This window comes from Xanthobacter albus (assembly GCF_043194895.2).
In the GTDB taxonomy this organism is placed as follows: domain Bacteria; phylum Pseudomonadota; class Alphaproteobacteria; order Rhizobiales; family Xanthobacteraceae; genus Xanthobacter.
The window spans coordinates 3,745,092-3,762,506 of record NZ_CM195532.1; the positions used below are offsets into that span (position 1 = coordinate 3,745,092).

Annotated in this window: 9 protein-coding genes; 2 read left to right on the plus strand and 7 right to left on the minus strand. The window is 69.5% G+C overall.

The features are described 5' to 3' along the window. The first annotated feature begins 56 nt into the window (after positions 1 to 56). A complete protein-coding gene (locus V5F75_RS16900; RefSeq protein WP_394033949.1) occupies positions 57 to 2,297 on the plus strand; it encodes a heavy metal translocating P-type ATPase in 2,241 nt (746 codons plus the stop codon). A gap of 105 nt (positions 2,298 to 2,402) precedes the next feature. Here the strand turns inward: V5F75_RS16900 and V5F75_RS16905 are convergent, their stop codons facing one another. From V5F75_RS16905 to V5F75_RS16935, 7 genes are all read right to left on the minus strand, one after another. Further along, a complete protein-coding gene (locus V5F75_RS16905; RefSeq protein WP_394033950.1) occupies positions 2,403 to 5,012 on the minus strand; it encodes a plasma-membrane proton-efflux P-type ATPase in 2,610 nt (869 codons plus the stop codon). Between the two features lie 182 nt (positions 5,013 to 5,194). Further along, positions 5,195 to 6,445, minus strand: coding sequence for an ArsB/NhaD family transporter (locus V5F75_RS16910; protein WP_394033951.1), 1,251 nt, complete (start codon positions 6,443 to 6,445; stop codon positions 5,195 to 5,197). A 219-nt stretch (positions 6,446 to 6,664) separates the two neighbouring features. Beyond that, the gene (locus V5F75_RS16915; RefSeq protein WP_394033952.1) at positions 6,665 to 7,510 is read right to left on the minus strand and encodes a polyphosphate kinase 2 family protein; all 846 of its coding nucleotides are present in this window, start codon (positions 7,508 to 7,510) and stop codon (positions 6,665 to 6,667) included. A 179-nt stretch (positions 7,511 to 7,689) separates the two neighbouring features. Then, positions 7,690 to 10,278 carry a plasma-membrane proton-efflux P-type ATPase gene (locus V5F75_RS16920; RefSeq protein WP_394033953.1) on the minus strand — a complete coding sequence of 863 codons (2,589 nt, stop codon included), beginning with the start codon at positions 10,276 to 10,278 and terminating at the stop codon, positions 7,690 to 7,692. Positions 10,279 to 10,351: 73 nt separating this feature from the next. Next, the gene (locus tag V5F75_RS16925) at positions 10,352 to 11,527 is read right to left on the minus strand and encodes an acetate/propionate family kinase (protein WP_394033954.1); all 1,176 of its coding nucleotides are present in this window, start codon (positions 11,525 to 11,527) and stop codon (positions 10,352 to 10,354) included. 60 nt (positions 11,528 to 11,587) lie between these two features. After that, entirely contained in the window at positions 11,588 to 12,949 is a 1,362-nt protein-coding gene (locus V5F75_RS16930) for a bifunctional enoyl-CoA hydratase/phosphate acetyltransferase (protein ID WP_394033955.1), read from the minus strand. A gap of 228 nt (positions 12,950 to 13,177) precedes the next feature. Beyond that, positions 13,178 to 15,529, minus strand: a complete 2,352-nt coding sequence (locus tag V5F75_RS16935; RefSeq protein WP_394033956.1) for a DUF3141 domain-containing protein — start codon at positions 15,527 to 15,529, stop codon at positions 13,178 to 13,180. A 673-nt stretch (positions 15,530 to 16,202) separates the two neighbouring features. On the opposite strand from V5F75_RS16935, the gene V5F75_RS16940 reads away from it, so the two are divergent. Then, complete coding sequence (locus V5F75_RS16940; protein ID WP_394033957.1) at positions 16,203 to 17,390, plus strand: helix-turn-helix transcriptional regulator; 1,188 nt, start codon at positions 16,203 to 16,205, stop codon at positions 17,388 to 17,390. The last annotated feature ends 25 nt before the right edge of the window (positions 17,391 to 17,415 follow it).

Genomic DNA, 17,415 nt, shown 5'->3' on the forward strand with positions numbered 1-17,415 from the left:
TCCTCTAGTCGCTAGAGGATGTAGGGTGCACGCGACCTGAGGGAAAGGGCTGCATCATGAACGCTCCCATCGTGCAGAGCCGGTTTCGCGTTGCCGGCATGGACTGCGCGTCATGCGCCACGAAGATCGACGGCGCCGCCCGGCGCATCGCCGGCGTCACCGATGTGTCGGTGTCGGTCACGGCCGGCACCATGACGCTTCATCACGCGCCGGAGGCGGATCTCGCCCGGCTGGAGGAGAAGCTCGGCGCGCTCGGCTACACCATCGCGCCGCTCGCGCCCCCGGCCGGCGGTCCGGAGGCGCGCGACCATGACCACGGCGATGCCTGCTGCTCCGGCCACGATCACGGACCGAGCCACGATCATGACCATGACCACGGTGCGGGCGCGGGCGCTGAGCACGCGGACGGCGGCCACAGCCATGAGGTGATCGACGGGCCCTGGTGGCGCTCGGCGAAGGCGCGGCTCACCATGGCGAGCGGCCTCGCGCTCGGCGCCGCCTTCGGCGCGGGCATGCTGCTGCCGCAGCTCGGCACGCCGCTGTTCGTCCTCGCCATGCTGGTGGGGCTCGTGCCCATCGCCCGGCGCGCCTTCGCGGCGGCGGGCGACGGCATGCCCTTCACCATCGAGATGCTCATGACCATCGCGGCCGTGGGCGCCGTGGCTATCGGCGCGGCGGAGGAAGCGGCGGCGGTGGTGTTCCTGTTCCTGGTGGGCGAGCTGCTGGAAGGCGTCGCCGCGGGGCGGGCGCGCGCCTCCATCGCCTCGCTCACCGATCTCGTGCCCAAGACCGCCCTGGTGGAGCGCGACGGCGCGACGCGCGAGGTGAGCGCGGACAGCCTCGCCATCGGCGAGGTCATCCTCGTGCGGCCGGGCGACCGCATTCCCGCCGACGGCGTCATCGTGGCCGGCGAGAGCGCCATCGACGAAGCGCCGGTGACCGGCGAGAGCATCCCCGTGCGCAAGGGCACGGACGCCACGGTGTTCGCCGGCACGGTCAACGGCGATGCCGCCCTGCGCGTGAGGGTGAGCGCCGCCGCCGCCGACAACACCATCGCCCGCGTGGTGCGGCTGGTGGAGGAGGCGCAGGAGAAGAAGGCCCCCACCGAGCGCTTCATCGACCGCTTCGCGCGCTATTACACCCCGGCCGTGCTCGCCGTGGGCGCGCTGGTGGCGGTGGTGCCGCCGCTCGCCTTCGGCGCGGGATGGGACGAGTGGATCTACAAGGGCCTCGCCATCCTGCTCATCGGCTGCCCGTGCGCCCTCGTCATCTCCACCCCCGCCGCCATCGCCGCCGGCCTCTCGGCGGGCGCCCGGCGCGGCCTGCTCATGAAGGGCGGCGCGGTGCTGGAGACCTTCCGCAAGGTGACTACCGTCTGCTTCGACAAGACCGGGACCCTCACCGCCGGCAAGCCGCAGGTGACGGACATCCTGCCCCTCGCTTTGCCGAAGGAAGAGGTTCTGCGCTTTGCTGCGGCGCTGGAGACGGGATCGAGCCACCCCCTCGCCCGCGCCATCCTGGAGCGGGCGGCGGCGGACGGCCTCGCCGTGCCGCCGGCCGACGAGGCGAAGGCGCTGGGCGGCAAGGGCGTGAGCGCGCGGGTGGAAGGCCGCGCCGTGTTCCTCGGCTCGCCCGCGGCGGCGGAGGAACTGGCGCCGGCCGACGAGGCCGTGGGCCTTGCCGTCGCCACCCTCAACGACGAGGGCAAGACCGTCTCGCTGCTGGTGGTGGACGGGATTCTGGCCGGCGCCCTCGCCCTGCGCGACGAGCCGCGCCCCGACGCGGCCTCCGCGCTCCAGACGCTGAAGGCCCGGCACATCTCCACCCTCATGCTCACGGGCGACAACCGGCGCACGGCGGAGGCGGTGGGTGCACGCCTCGGCATCGCCGTCAGGGCCGAGCTGCTGCCGGCCGACAAGCAGCGCATCGTCGGCGAGCTGAAGGCCGCCGGCGCCGTGGTGGCCAAGGTGGGCGACGGCATCAACGACGCCCCGGCGCTGGCCACCGCGGACATCGGCATCGCCATGGGCGGCGGCACCGACGTGGCGCTGGAGACCGCCGACGCGGCGGCCCTTCACGCGCGGGTGCGGGACATTCCCGACATGATCGAGCTGTCCCGCCGCACCATGGGCAACATCCACCAGAACATCGCCATCGCCCTCGGACTCAAGGCGGTGTTCCTGGTGACGACGGTGGCGGGCATCACCGGCCTGTGGCCCGCCATCCTGGCCGATACCGGCGCGACCGTGCTGGTGACGCTGAACGCCCTGCGCCTCCTCTCCTTCCGCCCGGAATGAGGCAGCGCCGGCCAGGGGTGAAAAGCCCCGGATGAAAAAGCGAAAGGCCGGCGGGGATTCCCGCCGGCCTTTCCGTTTCCCGGCCTCTCGGCCATCAGAGCGCGGTCAGCGGCCCGGCACGATGGCCCCGATGGAGGCGTCGATGACGCTGCTCTCCCGGTCGCGGGCATTGACGATGCGGAAGTACAGCAGCTTCACCACGTCCATGATGAGCATCCACACCAGGCAGTAGGCCCACACCACGCCGATCAGCAGCCACGGCAGCGCCGGCATGAACCAGCCGAAGGCGCACATGAGAATGGCGAACACCTGCGTGCCCATCACCGCCGCCAGCACCTGCCAGCTCGGATAGGGCGGCAGGAACAGCGTGCCCTGCACGCGCGAGACGAAGAACAGCAGGTGCCCGCCCGCCGCCAGTTGCAGGAACAGCATGGTCTGCACATGGGACTGGTCCATGGGCAGGATGGCCTTCAGCTCGGGGCTGTGCATCCAGAACATGCCCAGCATCACGATGCCGAAGCTCTGCACCAGCGCCATGATGCCCATGACGGTGGAGAAGGAGATGATGCGGTGCATGTTCCACCGCACCGGCTTGTCCTGCACCTTCACGTTGTCATAGGCGATGGTCATGATGGGGATGTCATCCAGTAGAGCCTGGAAGACGATCATGATCGCGGTGAGCGGCATGAAGTTGTAGACGAGATACGTCAGCACCACGACCAGCATGATGTTGAGCGTCATCGCGATGCGATAGTAGATGTAGCTCGTGATCCGCTCGAAGATCGCCCGCGCCTCCATGATGGCGTGGATGATGGTCGAGAGGCCCGGCGCGGTGAGGATGAGCGCCGCCGCGCTGCGGGCGGCATCGGTGGCGCCGGAAACCGCCACACCGCAGTCCGCCTGCTTCAGGGCCGGGGCGTCGTTCACGCCGTCGCCGGTCATGGCGACGATGTGGCCGCGCTCCTGGAGCGCCTTCACGATCTGGAACTTGTGCTCGGGGAACACGCGGCCGAAGCCGTCGGCCACCTCCACCGCGCGGGCGGCATCGATGGCGATGTGCTCGGGGCTGGAATCCTTGCCGAACACGTCGCTCGCCACCAGCAGGCGGTCGCCGAGGCCGAGCTGGCGGGAGATCTCGCTGCCGATGGCCACGTCGTCGCCGGTCACCATCTTCACGCTCACGCCCAGTTCCTTGGCGCGGGCGATGGTCTCGGCAGCGTCGGGGCGCGGCGGGTCGAGCATGGGCAGGAGGCCGAGCAGCGTCCACGTTTGCCCGTCCTGCGAGCGGGCGACGCCCAGCGCGCGGGTGCCGCTGCGGGCGAGGTTGTCCACGGCGGCGAAATAGTCCTTCGCGCTCTCGGGGGAGAAGCCGCACAGGGCCGCCATCACCTGCGGCGCGCCCTTGGCGTAGTGCACGGTCTCGCCCGCCGGGGTGGTGACCGTGGCCGCCGTCTTCTTGTTCACCGGATCGAAGGGCGTGAAGTCCACCGGCTTGTACTGGTCGAGGACCTTGGGATCCTTCACCGCCGCCAGCACCGCCTTGTCGATGGCGTCGTCGCTCTGCTTCTGCGAGGCGAGCGCCGCCCCGAGGATCAGCTCGTCCGGCGCCGCCCCGGCCCAGGGGATGGGCGCCTGCAGGGTGAGCTGGTTCATGGTGAGCGTGCCGGTCTTGTCCGAGCACAGCACGTCCACGCCCGCCAGTTCCTCGATGGCCGACAGGCGCGAGACGATGGCCTGCCGCTTCGACAGCGCCAGCGCGCCGAGCGCCATGGTCACCGACATCACCGCCGGCGTCGCCACCGGCACCGAGGCCACCAGCAGCACCAGCACGAGCTGCACGATGGAGCCGGCATGCTGCCATTCCCAATGCCCGTCGGCGACCACGTCGCGGTGCACCTGGGCGAACACCAGCACCAGCGCCAGGATCACCGAGAGCACGATGAGGAAGTCGCCCATCTGCAGCACGGCCTTCTCGGCGTGCGACTTGGAGCCGGCGGCGGCCACCAGCTTCGCGGTGCGGCCGAAGAAGGTGTTGTTGCCGGTGGCGGTGACGAGGCCCGTCATGGAGCCCTGGCGCACGATGGAGCCGGAATAGCCGCTGTCGCCCACATGCTTGGAAACGGGCAGGGATTCGCCCGTCAGCGCCGCTTGGTCCACGGAGAGATACTTGCCGTCGGTCAGGATCACGTCGGCCGGCAGGGTGTCGCCGCCGGCCACGCTCACCACGTCGCCGGGCACCAGCTCGGCGGTGTCCACGGTCGCCCACTGGCCGCCACGCAGCACGCGGGCCTTGAGCGCGAGGCCCTTCTTGAGGGCGGCCAGCGCGCTCGCCGCCTTGCTGTCCTGCCAGAAGCCGACGAGGGCGTTGTACAGCAGCAGGCCCATCACCACCGCAAAATCGGGCCAGTCGAACCGCAGCAGCGAGAGCAGCGCCGCCGCCTCGATCATCCACGGGATGGGGCCCCAGAAATAGCCCAGCAGCTTCTGCCAGCGGCTTTCTTCGTGGGCGGCGATGGCGTTGGGGCCGTATTTCTCCTGCCGGGTCTTCACCTCATCGGTGGAGAGGCCCTGCGGCGAGCTGCCGAGTTCCGCGAACTTCGCCGCCAGCGCCGCCGCGTCCAGCGGCCCGGAGCCTCCGGACGAAGATCTCTCGCCCGATTGCGCCTGCGGCGGCGCTCCCGCGGCCGCCGCCGCGGCCACTTGCATCTGAGACATGTCCACCCCCGTTGTCGCGCGTCGTCAGCCGCGCATGCAACCCATGATGAGACAAGCACAGGACCGTTTATTTGACATCCAGCAAAGGCCCAGCCGCAAACATGCGGATGAGCCAATAATTGGCACCTTTCGAGCGCAGTGAAGCCCGCATCGTCTATCCCATCCAGGATCATTACGATGGGTCACATGCCGATCAGCATGATCCAGCCCGCCGCCAGCACCATGCAGGCCAGCGCCACCGGCACGCCGGCGCGGGCGAACTCGCCGAACGAGATGCGGATGCCGCAGACCGCCGCCTGCTCCACCACGATGATGCCGGCAAGGCTGCCGAACACGATGAGATTGCTGGAAAAGCCCGTGCCCAGCGCCAGCGCGGCGCCGAGCGCGTCGGCGCGGGCGGCGCTGCCGCCCGCATCCAGGAACGGCACCAGCAGCATCACCGCCGGATTGTTGCCCACGATGTTGCTGAGCACCCCCGAGACGAGGAACAGCGAGAGCGGATCGTTGAGATTGACGCCGGCTTCGCGCATGCCGTCCAGCAGGGTCTGCGGCAGGCCGGTCGAGGCCATGGCCGCATTGACGACGAACAGGCCCATGATGAGCAGCAGAAGGTTGCCGTCCACGTGCTTCAGCATGTCGCTCGACGCGATCTGCCGGTTGATGAGCAGCACGCCGGCCGCGCCGAGGGCGATCAGGTCGCGCGGCCAGTCGCTGACCACGAACGCCAGCACCACCAGGAAGGTGGCGAGCGCCGCCTTCAGCGTCTCCGCCTTGTCCAGGGTCGGCGCGGAGAGGGTGGCGGCCACGGGGTGCTCCCCCTCCCGCTGCGGCGCCGTCCATCGCCCGCGGTAGAGCCACACGACGACGAGCCAGACCAGGGGCAGCGAGAGCAGCGCCGGCACCGCCGCCACCATGAGGAAGCCGTTGAACGACAGGCCGAGCTGCTGGGCCGCGATCATGTTCTGCGGGCTGCCGATGAGCGTGCCGGAGGAGCCGGTGTTGGCGGCGAAGCAGAAGGCCAGCAGGAACGGCACCGGGTTCAGCCCCCGCGCCAGCGTGACCGAGACCAGAAGCGGCGTCATCGCCACCACCACCACGTCGTTGGTGAGCACCGCCGAGAGCAGGCCGCCCACCGCGATCAGCACCGCCAGAAGCGCGGGGGCGCTGACGGGCAGCATCGCCACCTTCTGCGCGGTCCAGCCGTAGAAGCCCGAGACCACGAACGCCGCCGACACCACCATCAGCCCGAACAGCATGCCGACCGAGCTGTAATCGATGGAATCCCACGCCGCCTTGGCGCTGATGCTGCCCGCCACCATCATGGCCAGCGCGCCGACGATGGCGGCGCCCGTGCGGTCCACCTTGAACCCCGGCAGCTTGCCGAAGCCCATCGCCACATAGACCACGAGGAAGATGAGAAGGGTGATGCCCATGGACCCCGCCACTGATGGTGCGGGCTCCGGGCCGCACCGAAAAACGCCCGCCGGCGGCACCTGGAGCATTTTCCGCTCCAGGTTATCGAGACTACGCATTTTCTTCACGCGAACCGGTAGCCACTTCGCTTGAAAATGCTCTAGCCGGGCGCCGCGGGCGGGCGACAGTTTCACGATTCGCCAGAGCCGGAAATGCCGCTCCGGCGGCGGGCGCCGCCCTCAGGCCTTGCCCTTCTCCGCCTGCACGGCCTGGTGATACTCCCGCCGGATCTGGTCGAGATCCACGGTCGGCGCGGGCAGCTTCAGCTTCATCTCGTCCAGCGTCTCCTCGATGATCTTGGAGACGGCGAGGTTGCGGAACCACTTGTGGTTGGAGGGGATCACATACCACGGCGCATGCTTGGTGGAGCATTTCTCCAGCATGTCCTCATAGGCCGCGGTGTACTTGTCCCAGAAGGCGCGTTCCTTGTAGTCGGCGTCCGAGATCTTCCACTGGCGCGCCGGGTCGTCCAGCCGCTGGGCGAAGCGGGCAAGCTGCTCCTCGGGCGTGATGTAGAGGAAGAACTTGAGGATGGTGACGCCGGAGTCGGTCAGCATCTTCTCGAAGACGTTGATGAGGTCGTAGCGCTTGGACCACACCTCCTGCGGCACCAGATCGTGCACGCGCACCACCAGCACGTCCTCGTAGTGGGAGCGGTTGAACACCCCCACCTGGCCGAGGCCGGGCGTGTGGGGATGCACCCGCCACAGGAAGTCGTGCAGGCGCTCCTCCTCGGTGGGCTGCTTGAAGCCCTGCACATAGGTGCCCTGCGGGTTCATGGCCGCCATCACGTGCCAGCAGGTGCCGTCCTTGCCGGCGGCGTCGATGCCCTGCAGCACCACCAGCAGCGCGTGCTTCTTCTCGCCGTAAAGCTTCTGCTGGAGCTCGGCGAGGCGCGCGACGTTCTTGGCGAGGTCCTCCTTGGCCTGTTCGGAGGACGCGTAATCGCCATGGAAGGCGGCGTCCACGTCCTTCAGCCGAATGCGGGTGCCGGGTTCGACGACGAGCTTCTTGCGCAGGCCCATCCTGCTCTCCTCTTGTGTGACACGCCGCCACCCGCGCCGGAGGGCGACACTGGAAACGGCCTCGCCCACGCAAGCGGACGAGGCCAACTCGGATTCAACACTTTAGGGCACCGCTCCAATACACGGAAATACCGAGGCGCCCCTGCTTTCGCGTCAATATTGCTTCCCCAAGCCGGGGGTCAGGCCCGCAGCCGCTGGGTGACGAAGTGGATGGCCCGCAGGCGCGAAGCGGTGCGATGGCTGACGAGCCGCTCCACCATGATGCGCAGCGCGCTCAGGATGAAGGTCCACACCACGCAATAGGCGATGACGACGCCGACGGCCTCCCACGAGATGGCCGGCACGAACCAGCCGTAGGCGCACATCAGCATGGCCAGCACCTGGGTGGAGAGCAGCGCCGCCACCAGCGGCATGGCCGGGAACGGCGGCAGGAAGAACCACTTCTCCGAGCGCGTGACGAACAGCAGCAGGTGGCCACCGGTGACGAGCTGGAGGAACATCACCGTCTGCAGGTGGGTGGTGTCCGCAAGGCCCAGCATCTGCCCGTAGACGTGCCCCGCCGCGCTGTTGATGGCCCACATGCCGGCCAGCAGAAGCCCGAACGACTGCACCACAGAGAAGAAGCCCAGCGCCGCCGAGACCGAGAGGATGCGCGGCATCTTCCAGCGTATGGGTTGCTGGCTCACCGGCGTGTTGTCGTAGGCGATGGTCATGATCGGGATGTCGTCCAGGAGCGAGATGATGACGATCATGATCGCCGTGAGCGGCTGGAACCCGAGCAGGATGGTCGAGAGCACCACCAGGAACATGATGTCCATGGTCAGCGCCACGCGGTAGATGGTGTAGGTGGTGATGCGCCCGAAGATGCGGCGCGCCTCGTCGATGGCGCTGTTGATGACCGAGAGGCCCGGCGCCGTGAGGATGAGCGCCGCCGCGCCGCGGGCGGCATCGGTGGCGCCCGAGACCGCGGTGCCGCAATCGGCCTGCTTCAGGGCGGGGGCGTCGTTCACCCCGTCGCCGGTCATGGCGACGATGTGGCCGCGCGCCTGCAGCGACTTCACGATGGCGTATTTGTGCTCCGGGAACACGCGGGCGAAGCCGTCCGCGCGCTCGATGGCGTCGGAGATGTTGGCCGGCACGTGGTCCGGGTCCATGTCCTTCGGGAACACGTCGGAGGCGGTGAGGATGTTGGTGCCCATGCCGAGCTGGCGGGCGGTCTCGATGGCGATGGCGGTGTCGTCGCCGGTGATCATCTTCACCCGGACGCCCTTGACGCCCACCGCCTCCAGCGTGGCGCGGCTGTCGTCGCGCGGGGGGTCGAACATGGGCAGGATGCCGAGCAGCGACCAGGTGTTGCCGCCATCCTCCGAACGGGCGACGGCGAGCGCGCGGTTGCCCTTGGCGGCGAGCGCCGCCACCGTGTCGTTCACCTTGGCGGCGATGTCGGCGGCCGGCTTGGCGAGATCGACGATGGCCTGCGGCGCGCCCTTGGCGACGCTGACGAGGTTGCCCTTGGCGTCCTTCACGGTCGCCTGGGTGCGCTTGGTGACGGGATCGAAGGGCACGAAGGCGGTCTGGGTGTAGGTCTTCACCACCGCCGGGTCCTTCAGGCCCTCGATGACGGCGGTGTCGATGGCGTCGTGGTCCTCCGCCCGCGAGGCGAGGGCGCCGGCGAGGATCACATCCTGCCCGTCGGTGGCGGCGATGAGGATGGGCTCGCCGAGCTTGAGCTGGTTCTTGGTCAGCGTGCCCGTCTTGTCCGAGCACAGCACGTCCACGCCCGCCATCTCCTCGATGGATTCGAGGCGGGAGACGATGGCCTTCTGCTTGGAGAGCGCCAGCGCGCCCAGCGCCATGGTGACCGAGAACACCGCCGGCATGGCCACCGGAATGGACGCCACCAGCAGGATGAGCACGAACTGGAGGATGCCGAGGGCATCGTCCCACTTCCAGTCCTGCGCCACCACCGCCTTCTGCCACACCTCGGCGGCCACCAGGATGAGGGCCAGCACCACCGCCACGGCGATAAGGAAGTTGCCGATGTCGAACATGGCCTTCTGGGCGTGGCTCACCGCGCCCGCGCCGGCCACCAGCTTGGCGGTGCGGCCGAAGAAGGTGTTGCCGCCGGTGCCGATGACGACGCCCGCCATCTCGCCCTGCTTCACCACCGAGCCGGAATAGGCCCCGTCGCCCTCCTTCTTCGCCACCGGCAGGGATTCACCGGTGAGCGCGGACTGGTCGATGGCCGCGAAGCCGGCGCCGAACAGCCGCAGGTCCGCCGGCACCACCGCGCCGAGGCGCACCTTCACCACGTCGCCGGGCACGAGCTTGGCCGCGTCCACGTTCGCCCACTTGCCGTCGCGCAGCGCCGTGGCCTCGGGCGCGAGGCCCTTCTTCAGCGCCGCCAGCGCATTGGAGGCCTTGCTGTCCTGCCAGAAGTCGAGCGCCGCGTTGAAGACGAGCAGCGCCGCGATGACCGTGAAATCCTGCCAGTGGCCAAGGATGGCCGAGACGATGGCCGCCGCCTCGATCATGTAGGCGATGGGCCCGGAGAAATAGCCGAACAGCCGCGAGATGAGGCTGCGCTCCTTGGCGATGATGGCGTTCGGCCCGTAGGTTTCGAGGCGCTTCTGCGCCTCCTGAGCGGTAAGGCCCATGTCGGTCTTCACGCCCAGGGTGCGGAACACCTGGTCCAGCGGCATCTTCTCCAGGTCCGGGCCGGCCTTGGCGGCGGCGTCCTGGCTTGGGGTGGAAGAGGTGGATGACACGGCGGACTGCTCCTTTCAGCGATGCGGACGCGACATGGGACGGCCGGGGCGGCGCGCCCCCCGCCGTCCCCGCTCAGGCGTGGGGGACGAGCGCCAGGGTGTGGCGCGCGATCATCAGTTCCTCGTTGGTGGGGATGACGAACGCCGCCGCCCTGCCGTCCGCGGTGGAGATGCGCGGGCCGTTGGCGGCGTTTGCGGCGGGGTCGAGCGTCAGCCCCAGCCACTCCAGGCGTTCCAGCACCCTGGCGCGCACCACGGCCGAGTTCTCGCCGATGCCGGCGGTGAAAACGAGCGCATCGAGCCCGCCCAGCAGCGCCGTGTAGGCGCCGATGAACTTCACCAAGGCGTAGACGAAATAATCCACCGCAAGCTTCGCCCGCGGGTCGGCGCTGTCCTGCAGCACCTTCATGTCGGAGCTGATGCCGGAGAGGCCGAGCAGGCCGGACTGGCCGTAGAGCGCCTTTTCCAGGGTCTCCTCGGTGTAGGCCCCGGTGCGCAGCAGGTAGAAGATCACATCCGCCGGCACGTCGCCGGAGCGGGAGGCCATGGGCAGGCCGGTGAGGCCGGCGAACGCCATGGAGGTCTCGATGCTCCTGCCATCGAGCATGGCGCAGACCGAGGCCCCGCCGCCGAGGTGGCAGGCGATCACCCGCCGCGCATCGGGCGCGAGCTTCGGCACCTGCCGGCTGATGTAGTCATAGGAAATGCCGTGGTAGCCCCAGTGGCGCACGCCGGTGTCGCGGGCCGCCCTGGGCAGGGCATAGACCTGCGCCACCTCGGGCATGGTGCGGTGGAAGGAGGTGTCGAACACCGCCACCTGCGGCAGGCCGGGGAAATCCTCGGCGATGGCCCGCGCCCCGCGCACATTGTAGGCCTGATGGGAGGGCTCCATCACGGCGAGCCCGTCCAGATAGTCGAGCACCTCGGGGGTGATGCGCGCCGGCCCGTCGAAGCGGCTGCCGCCCAGCACCACGCGGTGGCCGGCGGACACCACCTTGATGTTTGCCTCGTGCTGCTCCAGCCAGGTGATGATGTAGTTGAGCGCGTCCCGGTGGTGCAGCACCTGCCCCTCGCCCCACTCGTGGGCGTCGATAGGCTTGCCGTCGGGCTGCTTGGCCACGAAGTGTGGATCGGAGGACATGCCGTCCACCACGCCGCGGCACAGCAGGGTCGCCGCCGCATCGGCGGTGTAGGCGGCGAACTTGAGGCTGGTGGACCCGGAATTCACCACGAGAACGGCATCGGTCATGGCTCTGTCTGCTCCTGTCTCGGCTTCGGCGCCTGGGCGCCGCCGGCGCGCGGGCGGGGGTCAGTCGGCGGTGACGGGAAGGATGGCCTCGGGCTCGCGCTTCAGCGCATCGGCGTAGAGCACGGCGGCGGCGGCGGAGAAGCGCCGCGCGGCGGCGCTGTCGGCGCGGCTCGTCAGCATCACCGGCACCCGCGCGCCCACCACCAGGCCGGCGGTCTGGGCATCGGACATGAAGGCGAGGTTCTTGTAGACCATGTTGCCGGCCTCGATGTTCGGCACCAGCAGCACATCCGCCGCGCCGGCCACGGGCGAGACGATGTGCTTCACCTTCGCCGCCTCGGCGTCCACCGCCGCGTCGAGGTCGAGCGGCCCGTCGACGATGCCGCCCACGATCTGCCGCCGGTCGGCCATCTTGGCGAGGATAGCCCCGTCGAGGGTCGCGGCCATGCGGGTGCGCACCATCTCCACCGCCGCCAGCACCGCCACCTTGGGCGTCTCCACCCCCAGCGCCCGCGCGAAACCGATGGCGTTCTGGCAGATGTCCCGCTTCTGATCGGTGTCGGGCGCGATGTTGAGGGCGACGTCCGTCACCACCACCCGGCGGGCATAGGTGGGCACCGACATCATGGCGCAATGGCTTAGCAGCCGGCCGGTGCGCAGGCCCGCCTCCTTCTGCACCACCGCGTGCAGCAGCACATCCGTGTGGAGGCTGCCTTTCATGAGCGCCCCCACCTCCCCCGCCCCGGCGGCGGCGGCGGCCTTGGCGGCGGCCTCCTCCTCGTTCGCCGTGGAGACGATGCGCGCACCCGAAAGGTCGAGCCCGCCCACCGCCGCGATGCGGCGGATCTCGGCCTCCGGGCCGAACAGGACGGGCAGGATGAGGCCCGCCGCCGCCGCGTCGAGCGCGCCCTCCAAGGCGTCGAGGCTCAGGGGATGCACCACCGCCGTGGGCAGGGGCTTCAGGCCCCGGCAGCGCTCCAGCAGCCCCTCCAGCCGGTGCTCCGGCACATCCACCTTCACCGCCGTGGCGGGGGCCGAAACCGTGATCTGCGCCGTGGCGACGAGGCTCCCGCCCGGCCCGGAAAGGCGGCCGTCGAGCACCAGGGCGCGCTCGGCCGCCCGCGTCTCGCGCACGGTGAGGGCGACGGTGAGCGGCACGTCCGTGGGCAGGGGGCCGGCGAGATCGACGGTGCTGGACCGGATGGCCGCGCCCGGCCCCGGCAGGGCGGAGCCCACCAGCGCCGCGAACAGCGAGGCGGCGACCCCGGCCGCCGCCTGCCCCGCGCCCGCGCCGGCCACCAGCCCGGCATCGCCGAAGGCGCTGGCCCACGCGCGAAGGTCGGTGGCGTGGACCGTGCGCTCCGCCGAGGCGGCATCGCCCGGCTTGATGTCCTCGAACAGGCGGTTCGCGATGATCGGCATCGAACGCGGCCTCCGTGCTGGAAATCGAAAGTGGGAGTGCAGGCACCTCCTGCGCGGAGCAGGGGCGGCACGGGTGGAGAACGGCTTGGGTCCGGCGAGGCACGAAGATTAGGGGGAACAAAGCGGGGGCATGGCCCCCGCGCGCGGCGCGCTTCCGTCGCTGCCGTCCGGACCGGGGGCACGGCGCGACGGGTGGCGGGCGTGGGCGGAGGGGCCGCCCGCGCCCCCTCAATGGGTGGCGGGGCCGATCTGGCGGATGTTCTCCGGCGCGGTGTTGTCGGCCGCGAGGGTCAGCGCCGGCGCCTTGGGCACCGCCACGGAGAGGATGTCGGCAAGCCGCTCCACCCGCTGCCGCTCGGCGAGGGTGTAGGCGCCGTCGGCGGCGGCGATGGCCGCCACCACATTGGTCAGCTCCTGGCGCTGCGCCGGATCGCTCACCAGCCCGGCGATCGCCTCCACCGCCGCCTCCCGCTCCAGCAGCAGGATGTAGAACTGCTCGCGGACGAGGGCCTTGAACTCCTCCAGGGAGAGCTGGGTGAGGCGCTTGCGGGCGTCGTTGAGGGAGCGCGCCACGTTCTCGTCCATGGTGCGGACCGCGGAGATGACGTAGAGCGCCGCCCGCACCAGCGCCGCATTGAAGCCGCCCTCGGCCGTGCGCGCGCGGAACTCCTCGATCCGGCGGGCGCGGAAGGCCTCCTTCTGCGGGCTGTTGGCGGGGAGCTGGCGCACCTTCTCGTCGATGTTGAGGCCCAGCGCCCCCTGCAGCACCGGCGAGCCGTAGATGGCGAAGAAGGCCTTCTCCACCCACTGGTCGCGCGCGTCGCGGAAGGCGTCGAGGCTGGTGTTGAGCTGGTCGGAGATGAGCTTCTCGGCCACCAGGAAGGGGTTGGTGGGCGCCGCCGCCTTGCGGGCACTGGCCACCTCTTCCGCCGCCTTGGCCACGCCCTTCATGAAGGGGTTGGTGTCCGCGAAGATGGTGTAGCTCGTCCGCAGCGGATTGGCCTTGAACATCAGCTCGGCGAGCTGCGGCGTGGCGAGCGCGCGCACCGTGGGCTGAAGGAAGGTGCGGTAGAGGGAATGGTTGATCTCCGAGAGCCGGCGCACGGCGGCGAAGGCGCGGTCGTCCTCCACGCTGTTGCGGCCATAGGCACGGATGTCGTCGAGCGAGCGCGCCTCGAAGCGGCTGTGCCAGGGGGTCTTGCCCTCGGCCCCCTCGGCCTTCAGCTCGTCCGCGGTGGCCGGCTCGATCACCAGCTCGTAGAGGCCGGGCGGCAGGCAATCGATGAGGTCCATCAGGCGGACCATCTCCTCATCCTCCTTCGCGCCCACCTTGGAGGACACGAAGATGGCGAGATGCCCCACCTTCTGGTTCATGCAGTAGACGATGGTGCGCCCCTCGGCGCGGATGTCGTCCACGTCCTTGTAGAGATCGAGGATCCAGCCCAGCGTCTGCGGCGGGGGAGAGATGTTGTCGCCCTGCGAGGTGAAGACGATCACCGGAGAGGCGATGTTGCGCAGGTCGAACACCTTGCCGTCGGTGGAGCGCACCTCGTTGCGGGTGAGCTTGTCACCGATGAACAGCTCGTCCACCAGGAACTGGATCTCGGCTCCGTTGAGGGTGATGAAGTCGCCCCACCACTTCTCGAACTCGAGATAGCGCTCACCGCCGGTGTCGATGCTGGAATACACGTCGTACTGCTTGCCCCACAGCCAGTTGGAGGGGTTCAGGTTGTCGAAGTTCAGGATCAGCCAGGTACCGTCGAACTTGCCCTGGCCGAGGTCGCTGACCAAAGCGGTGAGCCAGGAGCCGCCCAGGAGGCCGCCGGAATAGCGCATGGGGTTCTTGCCATGCTCGCCCTGCCAGTAGGACATGGGCGAGCCCGCCACCATGCAGGGGCCGAACAGCTCCGGCCGCAGCATGGCCACCATCAGCGTCTGGTAGCCGGCCTGGCAATTGCCGATGGCGAACGGGCGCGGCGCCTCCGGGTGCATCTCCACGATGCGCTCGAAGAAGGAGACCTGCCCCTCCACCACGTCGAGGAAGGTCTGCCCCGGCTCGGGCTGCGCCGCGAAGCCGATGAAATAGACCGGGTGGCCGTTGCGCAGCGCCTCGCCGATCTCGCTCTCGGTCTTGAAGCCGCCGATGCCGGGCCCCTGCCCGGCCCGCGGGTCCACCACCACCACCGGGCGCTTGCGCGGGTCCACCTCCACGCCGGCCGGCGGCACGATGCGTGACAGGGAGTAGTTGATGGGCCGCGGCAGGGCGCGCCCGCTCACCAGCACCTCGTGCTCGAAGCTGAGGACGGTCGCCTGCGGGCGGGAGGTGATCTCCTCCTGCTCGTTGCCGCGCTTGCGCAGAAGGTCGAGGAACAGCACCGAGCGCTGCCAGGAATCCAGCAGATACTCGCCGAGCGGGCCGCCCGCCGCGCCCGCGGCCGGCCACCAGGGCGAAGCCCCCGTGGCGGCGGAAGCGGAGGCGGGGCCCGCGCCGATGGCCTTCGCCCAGGGCAGCGGCGCCGCGCCCCAGGCGCGCGGATCGAGGAACGGCGACGGCGTGGAGGTGGTGGATTCGCTGCTCATGGATACCTCGCTCAGCTCGACCCGACCGATGCCCACGGCGCGCAAGCCAGACTGCCAGCACCCGTGATGCGTTGCACTCTCGCAGAAGCACAACTGGAACCACAACTCTTGCCCGTCAAGCCCGTATCTTCACGTGCTCGATGACTTTGGAAGGCAAGCACCACTCGACTGAAAGGAAACGCCCCGGCTTCGAGCGGCAGCACTTCCGCCGCCCTCGATCTGCATGGCGTGACGCATCCACATCTCCCTCGCGCACGACGACGCCCTCAGCGAAGCCTCGGCTGCGGACCACCTCTTGTCCGCGTCATCCGCGCGAGAGAGGGGAGAGGGAACTAAAGGCCAGAAAGCACGCCGCCGCCCCGTGCACAGGGGCATTGTTCCGGCGGAAGCACTTCACGAAGACTATTCATGCTACCGCACATTTCATGACGCCTTCATCTCGATCCTCGCGCCGCCGCCATGCGGCAAGTGACGGAGCGTCCTGCACCTTTCCCCGCTTCATGCCTCTCCTGTGTCGCACGGAAAGCGCCGCCGCGTCATATCCCAAACAAGATATTCTACGGCATGATTGCACCATCTGTGTGCTTGAACTATTCGGTTCGACGCCGCTATACACGACGACATGCGCGCGCCTGCGCCTCCTTTGCTGATCCTCATTGAGCGAGTGTAAATCTTGCTGAAATTCAGTGACGTGGTCTACCGCATCTATGAGGCGACCCTCAGCCCGGAGCACTGGCCGAAAGCGATGGACGCCGTCGCCGCCCTTTCGGGCTCGGAAGGCGCCTTCGTCTGCGCGAAGAGCGCCACCGGCCGATGGGAGGTCGACGCCCACTCGCCGCAGCTCGACGCGTTCATCCGCGTCTCCCGGAGCGAGCAGTGGTGGCAGCAGAACCCCTGGCTCGAACGCTCGGTTGAGGTGGGCTACCGGGCCGGCGATGTCTATTGCGACCAGGATGTCATCGCCGAAGACGAGATGGACGGCTCCCCCTACTACACCGACTTCCTGCCGCGGGTGGGTCTCGGCTGGCAGATGGCGGCCGCCATCCAGTCCGATCTCGGCGTGCCCACCGCCCTGGTGGTGCAACGGGCCAAGGCGAAGGGACCCTACGCGCCCCCGGAGATGAACACCCTGCGCCTCGTCTCCCGCCATGTGGAGCAATCGCTGCGCATCTCCTCCCGCTTCACCGGCGTGCGGACGGAACTCGGCTCCACCGCCGCCGCGTTCGACAGCCTGGACCGGGCCGCCTTCGTGCTCGACCGGCAGCAGCGGCCGCTGCTCATCAACCGCCCGGCCCAGGGCCTGATCGGGCGCTACTTCACCCATGACGACGGGCGTCTCGCGCCGGCGCAGCGCCACGAGCAGGACGCCTTCGGCGCGGCCGTGCAGAATGCCCACGCCACCGCGCCGGACGACAGCGCCACCCCCCAGCCCACCACCGTCTCCGCCCAGGACGGCTCCTCGCGGCTGGTGGTGTGGACCCTGCCCGTGGTCGGCGCCTCGGCGGACCAGCTCGGCCTGCCCGCCACCCCGGACGCGAACGCGGCCTCGGCCGCCCCCGCCGGTGCCCCACGGGACAACGCCGATTCCAAGGCCCACGTGCTGGTGCTGGCGCAGCCGCTGGAGCAGGATCGCGTCATCGATCCCGCCGTGCTGCGCAATACCTTCAACCTCACCCTCGGCGAGGCCCGGCTGGCCGCCCTGCTCGGCGCCGGCCACAGCCTGAAGGACGCCGCCTCCACCCTCGGCATCACCGAGGGCACGGCGCGGGTGGTGCTGAAGCGCGTGTTCCAGAAGCTGGGAGTGAGCCGGCAGGCGGAGCTGGTGTCCAAGCTCGTCCTGTTCGCCCGCCACGCCGGCTGAGCGGCGGCACGGGCAGCGGCGCAAC